Source organism: Flavonifractor sp. An52 (assembly GCF_002159385.1).
GTDB lineage: Bacteria > Bacillota > Clostridia > Oscillospirales > Oscillospiraceae > Flavonifractor > Flavonifractor avicola.
Genome location: NZ_NFIB01000049.1, coordinates 1 through 11,126 on the forward strand (window position 1 = coordinate 1; position 11,126 = coordinate 11,126).

7 protein-coding genes are annotated in these 11,126 nt (G+C 53.7%); 5 read left to right on the forward strand and 2 right to left on the reverse strand.

What is annotated here, in order from left to right:
- Positions 1–178: 178 nt before the first annotated feature.
- On the reverse strand, positions 179–2,707 hold the full coding sequence (locus B5G06_RS13235) for a M56 family metallopeptidase (RefSeq protein WP_087189519.1): 2,529 nt from the start codon (positions 2,705–2,707) through the stop codon (positions 179–181).
- Between the two features lies 1 nt (position 2,708).
- Complete coding sequence (locus B5G06_RS13240) at positions 2,709–3,089, reverse strand: BlaI/MecI/CopY family transcriptional regulator (protein ID WP_087189520.1); 381 nt, start codon at positions 3,087–3,089, stop codon at positions 2,709–2,711.
- 264 nt (positions 3,090–3,353) lie between these two features.
- Here B5G06_RS13240 and ppdK point away from each other — a divergent pair, with 264 nt between their 5' ends.
- The 5 genes from ppdK to B5G06_RS13265 all read left to right on the forward strand — a co-directional run bounded on the left by ppdK (position 3,354) and on the right by B5G06_RS13265 (position 11,015).
- Positions 3,354–6,008: a pyruvate, phosphate dikinase gene (ppdK, locus tag B5G06_RS13245; RefSeq protein WP_087189521.1), complete on the forward strand. Its 2,655-nt coding sequence runs from the start codon at positions 3,354–3,356 to the stop codon at positions 6,006–6,008.
- Between the two features lie 764 nt (positions 6,009–6,772).
- The gene (locus B5G06_RS14095; protein WP_158094719.1) at positions 6,773–6,925 is read left to right on the forward strand and encodes a hypothetical protein; all 153 of its coding nucleotides are present in this window, start codon (positions 6,773–6,775) and stop codon (positions 6,923–6,925) included.
- Entirely contained in the window at positions 6,925–8,481 is a 1,557-nt protein-coding gene (locus B5G06_RS13255) for an Hsp70 family protein (RefSeq protein WP_087189523.1), read from the forward strand. Before B5G06_RS14095 ends, B5G06_RS13255 begins: the two co-directional genes overlap by 1 nt.
- 20 nt (positions 8,482–8,501) lie before the next feature.
- Positions 8,502–8,975, forward strand: coding sequence for a nucleotide exchange factor GrpE (grpE, locus tag B5G06_RS13260; RefSeq protein WP_087189524.1), 474 nt, complete (start codon positions 8,502–8,504; stop codon positions 8,973–8,975).
- 39 nt (positions 8,976–9,014) lie between these two features.
- The gene (locus tag B5G06_RS13265; protein ID WP_158094720.1) at positions 9,015–11,015 is read left to right on the forward strand and encodes an FtsK/SpoIIIE domain-containing protein; all 2,001 of its coding nucleotides are present in this window, start codon (positions 9,015–9,017) and stop codon (positions 11,013–11,015) included.
- Positions 11,016–11,126 lie beyond the last annotated feature (111 nt).

Below are 11,126 nucleotides of genomic sequence, written 5' to 3' on the forward strand. Positions count from 1 at the left end.
TGTGTGGTCGGCAAACCACTTCTACCTTATCAGGGAGTTTTTTCTTTTTCTACTCTTCTCCTCGCTTTAAGCTATTTTTTACCCCCGGCTTAGCCGGGGGTTGTCTTTGGTACCACCAAGACGAAAAGATCCCCTGCCAGATGGCAGGGGATCTTTTTGTCTCGTTGGTTGCCTTTTCTCAATATCCTCCGTCGATGACCACCCAGGGGGAATCCTTATCCTCCCGCTGGAGGATGAACTGATAGTCGGTGTAGGTGGTGTTGGGGTCCAGCACCGGCTGATTGCCGTCGGTGGTAAAGCTTACAAAGAAGACGATCACATTGTTGATCCGCTCCGGGTCGTCGGTGTGGAGATAGTCCGCCGCCACCGCATAGGACTGCTGGGGATCATAGTACGAACTTTCCAGGGTACACCCCGCCATCCCGGTCTCAAAGCTCTGTACCACCGTCTCATAGGCCCGGTCATACTCCTCCGGGGAGTAATTGTGGGAGGGCGGCGGATTTTTCATGGCCAGCCAGTCCTGGCAGGCGCTGTACATGGTCTCATAGGGGCTGGGGGCGTCGTAGTCGTAGGCATAGGCATACCAGCTGGTCTCCCCGTCCCGGACGATGCCCACCAGTCCGCCCTCCTCCAGGAAGATGAGACTGTCTCCGTTTTGATCGGTGCAGGTCACCGCCTTGCCGTTGAGGGCGGCAGGGGCCTGGGCCTTCACCCACACCCGCACCCACAGCTGGATGCTGCTGTCGATGACGCCGCAGGTCTCCACATCCGTCTCCTGCCCGTTTTCATAGGTCAGGGTCCGGGCGGGGCTGCTGCCGGCCAGGATGGGCTCCATCTCCCGGCTGTAGATATTCCAGGCCGGGTCCCCCTCCACCAGCTCCACATAGCCGGCGCCCACGTTGTAGCCCTGCCCGCTCAGCCATTCCCTGGCGGCGGAGAGGGGGTCCAGCAAACCGTTTTCACGGCCTCCGTCCGCCTGCTGCTGGAGCTGGGTGTAGTAGTCCGCCGCCGTGGTGCCGGTGTCCCGGGGGAGCACCAGATAGCGGGTACCGTAGTTGTTGTCCACCCAGCCCTCCACGCACCAGATGCCGCCCTCCCCCTGTTTGATGGGCTGGGAGAGGAGCAGAGTAATGGACTCGCCCCAGTTTTCCGTGCGGAAGTAGACATAGCGGTGATCGCTCTCCCACACATAGCCGTCGTGGAAGTACATACTGTCCTCGTAGGCTTCCAGGCCGTTGCGGGCAAGGAAGTCGGGGCGCACCTCCTCGGGCAGGCGCTGATTCAGGTTCGTCCACTCCGCCTCCTCCGCCTGTATCACCGCTTCGTCCTGGGAATTGCTGTAGAACCGCACATCGCTGGCCGTCAGCCACACATAGTACCAGCCGTCCTGATAGCCAAAGGGCGTCACCCCGCTGCCGTCGGAGATGAGATACTGTTCGTAGGTGGCCTGGTCCCACCGGACCAGGGTGAAGAGCCACCCCATGTCGGTGTCACCGCCGCCCGCCGCCTCATAGCTGCGCTTTTCCCACACGCAGACCAGGAAGTCCTCTCCCTCCTCGGGCAGCTCCACCAGCAGCTTGCCGTCCAGGTCGCTGGGAATGGCCAGCTGGAGGTCATAGTCCAGGTCATACAGCACCGGGTTCTCCAGCAGTGCGCTCAGGTCGGGGGTAGGCTCCGGGCTGGGGCTGGGGGCCGCCCCGCTGATGGCGGCGCAGCCGGTCAAAACAATGGCCAGAGCCAGGGTGGCCGCCAGGGCGGCCGGTCCCTGCCGCTTTCCTTTCATGATGGACACCAACCTTTCTTTCAGTCGGGTCTTTTCCTCGCACAGGGTGGTGGCCAGCACCCCCATGCCTCTGGGGGGCCGGGCGGCCAGCACCAGCAGAGTCTCCCCATAGTGCTTCCGGGCGGGGCCGTCCATGGTTCTAGTCACCGCCTCGTCACAGGAGAGCTCGCAGGAGCGGGAGATTTCCCGCCGCACCACCACCATCAGGGGATTGAACCAGTGGAGGCTGGTCACCGCCGCCGCCAGCCATTTATAGAGCAGATCGTGCCGCCGGGCATGGGTCAGCTCGTGGGACAGGATATCCGCCAGCCGGTCGTTTTCCACCCCCACAGGCAGCACAATGGCGGGATGGATCGCCCCCAGCAGCATGGGGGTATGGACATGGATACACTCCAGCACCACAGTGCGCCCGCCCGGGTCCAGGGCGGCCAGCACATTCCGGGCTCCTTGCCCGGCAGGCCGGGCAGAAATGCGCACCAGGGCAGCAAAGCGCCGGTAGCCCCACACATACCGCCCCAGCCACAGGCCTGCCCCTGCGGCCCACAGGCCGAACCACAGTTCAGGGGCGGTGAGCACGCCCTTCCAGTCTGCCGCCGGAGCGGCGGGCTGTTCCGGTGCGCCGGGAGTTTCAGGGGTGGTGGCTGGGCCTGTGGGTTCCCCTGTCTGGCCCTGGATCTGGACCGGGTCGGTCTGACCGCTGAGGGAAACCTCCGTCTGGGTGTGGGCCTGGTAGGTCCCCTGCTCCGGCAGGGCAGGCAGCGGAAGGGTCACCCCCACTGGCAAAACCAGGCGCACCAGCACCAGCAGCCACAGATAGTAAACCGCTGCCTTGCTTTTGATGAGGGGCCGAACCAACAGCAGCAGGCCGGTGAGCAGCGACCCCAGCAGGCTCAGCTTCAGCAGGGTATACAGAAAGGGTGTCACGTCAGCTCCCTCCTTCTCCGTCCAGGCTGTCCAGCAGGGCTTTTAACTCCGCGATGTCATCCCCGGACAGCTGGTCGTGCTCCACCAGGGCGGCCACCATCTGCCGGGCCGACCCGGCGTACAGCTTGTCAATGAGCTTGCGGGTGCGGTAGCAGCCCAGCTCCTCCCGGCTCACCAGAGGCCGGTAATAGTAGACCTGCCGCTTCTCCTGGGCCGCCGCACCCTTGGCGCACAGCCGCCGCAGCAGGGTCTTGACCGTCTCCCCGTTCCTGTCTGCCAGGGCCTCCCTGATCTGGCTCAGTGTCACCGGTTCCCCGGCGTCCCACAGCACCTCCATCACCTCCAGCTCCGCCTCGGTGATCTTCTCTTCTGCGGCACCCATGGCGTCTCCTCCTTCCAGTTACAGTTGTACCTTTCAGCTTTAGGGTACAACTGTAACCTCTTTTTGTCAAGCCCAATCGGGTTACAATTTCATGACAGATCATGCCGGAGCCCCCAAAATATGAAAATTATTTTCATACTGTACGGTTTGGTGAAAAATGGTACATAAGCCCACCCAACCCTTGCATTTGTTTGTCAAAATGGTATAATATGACCCAGTGAACCGTCCCGCCCCAGGCGGGGCAAACTTAGGAGGAATGTGAAAATGGGCAATTCTCACAAGTACGTCTACTTGTTCTCCGAAGGCAACGGCTCTATGCGTGAGCTGCTGGGAGGCAAGGGCGCCAATCTGGCCGAAATGACCAATCTGGGTATGCCGGTGCCTCAGGGCTTTACCGTGACCACCGAGGCCTGCACCCAGTACTATAATGACGGTCGTCAGATCAACGAGGACATTCAGGCCCAGATCTACGAGTACCTGGGCAAGATGGAGGAGATCTGCGGCAAGAAGTTTGCCGACCCCGAGAACCCCCTGCTGGTTTCCGTCCGCTCCGGCGCCCGGGCCTCCATGCCCGGTATGATGGACACCATCCTCAACCTGGGCCTCAACGACGTGGTGGTGGAAGGCCTGGCCAAGTTCACCAATAACCCCCGTTTCGCCTACGACTCCTACCGCCGGTTCATTCAGATGTTCTCCGACGTGGTCATGGAGCTGTCCAAGAAGCGCTTTGAGGAGATCATCGACGAGGTCAAGGCCAAGAAGGGCGTCAAGCAGGACGTGGAGCTGGACACCGACGACATGAAGCACCTGGTGGTCCTCTTCAAGGAGTTCTATAAGAAGGAAAAGGGCGAGGACTTCCCCCAGGACCCCAAGGTCCAGCTGATGGAAGCCGTCAAGGCCGTGTTCCGCTCCTGGGACAACCCCCGTGCCAACGTGTACCGCCGCATGAACGAGATCCCCTACGACTGGGGCACCGCCGTCAACGTGCAGTCCATGGTGTTCGGCAACTCCGGCGACAACTCCGGCACCGGCGTGGCCTTCACCCGCAACCCCGCCACTGGTGAGAAGGCCCTCTTCGGCGAATACCTCATCAACGCCCAGGGCGAGGACGTGGTGGCCGGCGTACGTACCCCCTCTCCCATCTCCAAGCTCCACGAGGAGATGCCCGCGGTCTACGAGCAGTTCGCCGACATCGCCAACCGCCTGGAGCAGCACTACAAGGATATGCAGGATATGGAGTTTACCATTGAGAACGGCAAGCTCTATATGCTCCAGACCCGCAACGGCAAGCGCACCGCCGCCGCCGCCCTGAAGGTGGCTGTGGATCTGGTGGACGAGGGCATGATCGACGAGAAGGAGGCCGTGTGCCGCGTCGATCCCAAGCAGCTGGACGCCCTGCTGCACCCCACCTTTGACCCCGAGGCCCTGAAGAAGGCCCAGGCAGTGGGCAAGGGCCTGGCCGCCTCTCCCGGCGCCGCCTGCGGCCGTGTGGTCTTTACCGCCGAGGACTCTAAGGAGTGGCACGCCCGTGGCGAGAAGGTCATCCTGGTCCGTCTTGAGACCTCCCCCGAGGACATCGAGGGTATGCAGGTCTCCCAGGGTATCCTCACCGTCCGTGGCGGCATGACCTCCCACGCCGCCGTGGTGGCCCGTGGTATGGGCACCTGCTGCGTGTCCGGCTGCGGCGACATCGTGGTGGACTATGAGAACAAGAAGTTTACTCTGGCCGGCAAGGACTATCATGAGGGCGACTGGATCTCCCTGGACGGCTCCACCGGCAACATCTACGGCGAGGCCATCGCCACCGTGCCCGCCGATCCCGGCTCCGGCTACTTTGGCCGCCTGATGGGCTGGGCCGACAAGTACCGTCAGCTGAAGGTGTACACCAATGCCGACAATCCCCGTGACGCTGCTCAGGGCTACGCCTTCGGCGCTCAGGGCATCGGCCTGTGCCGCACCGAGCATATGTTCTTCGAGGGTGAGCGCATCAAGGCCATCCGTGAGATGATCGTCTCCGACAACGTGGCCGACCGGGAGAAGGCTCTGGCCAAGATCATGCCCTATCAGCAGGGCGACTTCGAGGGCATCTATGAGGCCATGCACGGCCACCCCGTGGTCATCCGCTTCCTGGATCCCCCGCTGCATGAGTTCCTCCCCACCAAGGAGGAGGACATCGTGGAGATTTCCAAGGAGATGAACATCCCTCTGGAGAAGCTCCACAACGTCATCGACTCCCTGCATGAGTTCAACCCCATGATGGGTCACCGCGGCTGCCGTCTGGCCGTCTCCTATCCCGAGATCGCCGCCATGCAGACCACCGCCGTCATCAACGCCGCCATCAACGTCCAGAAGAAGCATCCCGACTGGACCATGGTGCCCGAGATCATGATCCCCCTGGTGGGCGAGGTCAAGGAGCTCAAGTACGTCAAGGACGTGGTGGTCAAGACCGCCGACGCCATCATCGCCGCCGCCGGTATCGACATGAAGTATGAGGTTGGCACCATGATCGAGATCCCCCGTGCCGCCCTCACCGCCGACGAGATCGCCAAGGAGGCTCAGTTCTTCTCCTTCGGTACCAACGACCTGACTCAGATGACCTTCGGCTTCTCCCGCGACGACGCCGGTAAGTTCCTGAGCTACTACTACGACAAGAAGATCTACGAGTCCGATCCCTTCGCCCACCTGGATCAGAACGGCGTGGGCAAGCTGGTGGCCATGGCCGTCCAGCTGGGCCATCAGACCCGTCCCGACATCCATATGGGCATCTGCGGCGAGCACGGCGGCGACCCCACCTCTGTGGAGTTCTGCCACAAGGTGGGCCTGGACTATGTGTCCTGCTCCCCCTTCCGTGTGCCCATCGCCCGTCTGGCCGCTGCTCAGGCCGCCATAAAACAATCCAGAGCGCCAGAGATCAAGTAAAATGTTCTGAAAACGCCGGGAAATAGGACGAAAACCAACTAGAACCTGAAAATGGAGCGTGTCATAAGAATGGATAGTTCTTATGAACACGCTCCATTTTTGTGTTTTGAGGAGAAATTTAGAGGGAAAATGGCACAATAGAAGGTTCTCAATTTTGGGATTTTGGCACTCGGAATGGCACTCGGAAAGATAGAAACATAACAGTCAATCAAGACAGATAGAGGGCAACCAAGCTGTCCAGAATTAGATTTAAGGGGTGGTTAGAGGCTGGAGGTGTCCCAGGGTGTCCAGATGGGTGAAAGAGGTTTAGAGGGGATTGCGGCTTGACAGAGAAGGGATAAAAGCGACACCCTTCTATTGCAAGTCATGGCTTACTTTGCTCAGACTGAACGAGATCTAATACACCAACGTCAAGCCAAAGAAATTGCTGCCGCAAAATCCAAAGGAAAACATCTAAGCAGAAAGCCAGGACACTTGCTAATAGCCTTTGAGAGTATATGCACCTAATGCGATTCGGGCGAAATATTGGCAAGAACAACAGCAATTAACTTAGGTATGATGCACAGTACATTTTGCAGACATTTTTGTAAAAAACTATTTTAAATAGTAGACTTTATAAAACAATTGGAGTATACTAAATTTGTAAAAATTTACATATGAAGAAAGCGTGAAAAAGGAAGCCTTTAGTGCTCACATTTCATGCTTTCAGAGGTGTACCAGATTGCCTATTTTATAAAACAGCACGTCATTATGGGAGGGAAAAGATGAGGAGATTAAAGATCAATCCAGATACCTCAGCAATGATAAAAATGGGACTTATTGATTGCACTTTTGAAGTTGCCAAAGAAATGCTGTTTTTGGCTCTGGGCGCAACAGCAATTCTTCCGTTGATTTGTGAATCTGAGGGGGAGAACTAATGGGACGCGCAATCGGAATTGATCTCGGAACAACATATTCGGCTGTTGCTATCTTGCAGGAAGATGGAAAACCAACTATTCTACCTAACATTGAAGGCCAAAACATAACACCGTCAGTTGTTTTATTCCCTGATGCTGCAAGCGGGTCTGATGAACCGCTAGTCGGTGATATGGCAAAGCACTCTGCGGCAACTGCGCCGCTGGATGTTGTGCAGTTTGTAAAGAGACAGATGGGCGATCCCAATTGGAGATTTGAGTCGGCAAACGGACATTCATATACTGCAGAAGAAGTATCGGCTGTCATTTTGAAAAAACTCAAAAACGATGCTGAGATTGCTTTGGGACAGCCGATTACTGATGCGGTTATCACGGTTCCAGCTTACTTCGATGATGCAAGAAGAACTGCGACACGTCAGGCAGGTCAAATCGCCGGTCTGAACGTTCTGAGAGTTCTCAACGAACCAACGGCTGCTGCGATGTCTTACGGACTGAGCCAAAAGAAAAATGGCACTGTTCTTGTGTATGACTTGGGCGGAGGTACATTTGATGTCACGATCATGGATATCAATAACGGAGAGTTTGATGTCCTTGCGACTGACGGCAACAGAAACCTTGGCGGATTTGATTTTGATAACAGGATTGCGGAGTATGTTTTTGAACAAATCAAATCACAAGGAATAGAGCGAGATGTCCGGACTGATGATGCACTGGTTGCTGAAATCAGAGAGAAATCTGAGATTGCCAAAAAAAGCCTTACTACCGTTGCACAGGCTACTATTATGCTGACTATCGATGGCAAACATGTCCGTATTAGAATTACCCGTGACGAATTTGAAAACAGAACGGAAGACTTGCTGAACACAACCAAAGAGTTGGTTGAAGACGCAATGGAAAGTGCGGGTAAAAGTTGGAGCGATATCGACCATTTGCTTCTCGTTGGCGGTTCGACGCGAATGCCGATGGTTCGGAAGATGATGAGTACATTATCCGGGAAGGATCCTGAACTTAACATCAATCCTGATGAGGCTGTCGCAATGGGAGCGGCTATTCAGGCATATATCAGTGCTAATGAGCAAAGTGACGAAACTGGCGATAGTGGCGTACAAACTATCGTTGGTGGTGAGCTGATGACAATCAACGTATCCGATGTTACCTCCCAAGCTCTTGGCGTAGTTCTTCTCAATGAGCACGATCAGGATGAGAACTTTGTTGTAATTCCTAAGAACGCAAAGATTCCGACTAAGGGCGAACAACACGCCCGAACCGTTGTCGATCAGCAATCTTGCATCTTGGTTCGAGTGACGCAGGGCGAGGATAGAGATGTTCGTTACGTTACTGAAATTGGCTCAAAAGAGATTCCTATTCCCTCGTACCCGAAGGGTGCCCCTTTCACAGTAGCCTACGCCTATGACATTGACCAAACCGTATATATTGAGTTGTACGATGAAACGGCACACAATATTGTCGGCAAGTTTGAAATAGACAGAATCATGAACATGAGTGAAGAAGAAGTACAGAATGCCATGCGAAAGATTAGCCAGATGGACATTCTCTGAGAATAGGTGAACGTAAACATATGGAAGAAGACATCCAGAAGAAAACATATGAGGAAGTTGCCGCTCTGAAGGACCTTTTTCTCCGGCGGCTCATGGATGACAAAATTAAGGCAGCAGCCATTGTTCGGCTGAATGAGAATAATGAAGCGTTGCAACGTCAGTTGGACGAAAAAGCTATTACCTCTATGATCAAGGAGATTTTGCTGATATGCGACCGCATTGATGCTCAGGACGCGCTTGATGATTTAACTTGTTCCATTGAAGAAGAGCTGTTAGAGGTATTAGCAAGACGCAATTTCTACAGGATGCCTCCAGCAGAGACGTTTGATCCAGCCTATCATAATGCTGTTGGTACTGTTGAAGAAACGGCGGAACATCCCGACAAGAGTATTGTGAGAATTGTGAGAAATGGTTACATCTTCTGCGACAAGGTGTTCCGTCCTGCTGATGTCATTGTTGCTGTAAAAAGAAAAGAAGTCCAGACTTCGGAGTAACCTTCCAAGTCGCTAATCTCAATGGGAAGGAGGGTTATCTTGGATAACATAGGCCTGTTATTTGATCGCTTTGCGGTTGCGTACCAGCACAGTCTTTACGCAATTAAGCGCGAACAGGAGAAAACGGATAGGGAGCGCAGGATATCAAGAGAACAAGCAAAAAAGCTGTTTGATAAGGAACGGAGTCGTGCCGCAACCTTAGCCGCAAACAGTTTGATGGAGAATATGCATAAGGCTAAGGATGCATATAGGAATTTAGCAGATCAGGATGATTCTATCATGAAAGTTGCCGAATATTTGGCGTTCGGCAACGTCACGCCACAGAATATCAACAAACTGGTTTTTTCTGATTACACGCTTCCTTGGATTATGCCTTTCCTAGGGCATAGAAACGTCCTCATTGAAAGCAATGGCGATGATTGCCAAGCACTGGGGCTGCAATTTCTTATTCATGCTTTGATGCAGACAGCTCCGGGACAGTTAAGTGTAACTGTAATAAACCCCGAATTAAGAGCGGAGTTCTCGTCCTGTTCCCGTTTGCCGGACTTCAAAATGTTGACCAAGATCTCCGAGATCCATGATGTTTTTGCTTCCCTAACAGAAGAAATCATACAGAATGACACTCTGCTGCGAGGAAATTATCCGTCTTTGGTGGCGCTGCGCAAAGCGGCTCAACAGCCTGTTGGAAGACTTCAACTTGTAGTTATTCAAGATTTGCCAAAGGAAGTTAACAGCGATTTGATTACTTCCCTTGTGAAAATTGCTAGAGGTGCGCCGAGAGCCGGAATTGCTATCCTATATCTGAATAGCAAAACAACTCAAAAGGTAGACTCTGTTACCAACGAATTAAAACAGATTAGCAATTTCTTTGTGCTGACGCAAAAGGAAGACTGTTGGAAAAGTACAAATGCATGTTTTGACAGGCTGATCTTTTCCTTCCCGCGTTTAAGAAATGAAGAACTAGCACAGAAGGTTTTTGAAATAATTGAAAAATCTCAAAATGCTTCAGTTATTACAATCCCGTTTTCGCAGATTGAAAATACCGAACAGCTTTGGAAGGAATCATCTGCAAGCAATCTGACTTTCCATCTTGGAAAAGCGGGGCTAGATACCATTTCGGTTTGCCTTGGCGATAGCGTTACTCAATATCATAACATACTAATTTCTGGTGCAGCTGGTAAAGGTAAATCAAACCTTATTGAGGTGATGATCCACAGCTTGTGTACACGATACAGTCCTTCTGAGTTGGAGCTTTTCCTTTTGGATTTCAAGGACGGCCTTACATTCAAGCCATATGCTTCCTTTGCGGATTCTACTTGGCTACCCCATGCACGAATGCTGGGGCTTGAAAGTGATCGAGACGTCGGGCTTGCGGTTCTTAAGGACCTCGAAACTGAGCGAAAGCATCGTGCAGTAATGTTTGGCGATTCCTCAGTTGGTGTGCATGACTTTGAAAGCTATCGCAAACTCAACCCAAATAAGCAGTTGCCACGGATTGTGTTAATCATTGATGAGTACCAAAAGCTCTTTGACATTAACGATGAGATATCCGAAGAAGCTACCGCTCTGCTTGAAAATCTCGTTAGACAGGGACGAGCCTGTGCGATACATATTATCTTAGCATCACAGTCCATTACCGGTGCAGCCGGCTTGCTAGGAAAGGATGAACGCATATATGCTCAGTTCCCGGTTCGGATTGGCTTACAAAACACAGTGTCCGAGTCATTTTCTCTTTTTGGCATTGGGAACGATGCCGCAGCTAAACTCCGTGTTCGCGGTGAGGCGGTCATAAACTTGAATTATGGTGCGATTGACTCAAACCAGAAGTTTACTGTTGCCTACGCCGAGCCTAACGAGATGAAAAAGCTCCGGCAATCTTTTTGCCAAGAAAGTTCAGCACTCGAACATCCTGTGATATTTACGAAAAAAGATACTGTCGATTATTCGATGTATATTTCAAACGTGAAAAAATGGCGCAAGACTATTGCGGATGGCAGTGCCGTTCGTTTGCCATGCGGAATTAAGCTCTCAGTACTGTGAACAATTCTGTAAATCAGGCGATGGCAGTCTCTATTGCCTCTATGCGGGCTCTGGAAAAGCAGGTCAAGGTGTTGGACAAGGCCATTGAACAGCAGTTTGAAATCATTCCCA

Bases quoted from the DNA above. Each gene is read 5' to 3' on its own strand.
- grpE (WP_087189524.1), top strand. From the start codon at position 8,502: ATGGAAGAAGACATCCAGAAGAAAACATATGAGGAAGTTGCCGCTCTG.
- B5G06_RS13240 (WP_087189520.1), bottom strand. From the start codon at position 3,089: ATGGGTGCCGCAGAAGAGAAGATCACCGAGGCGGAGCTGGAGGTGATG.
- B5G06_RS13255 (WP_087189523.1), top strand. From the start codon at position 6,925: ATGGGACGCGCAATCGGAATTGATCTCGGAACAACATATTCGGCTGTT.
- B5G06_RS14095 (WP_158094719.1), top strand. From the start codon at position 6,773: ATGAGGAGATTAAAGATCAATCCAGATACCTCAGCAATGATAAAAATG.
- ppdK (WP_087189521.1), top strand. From the start codon at position 3,354: ATGGGCAATTCTCACAAGTACGTCTACTTGTTCTCCGAAGGCAACGGC.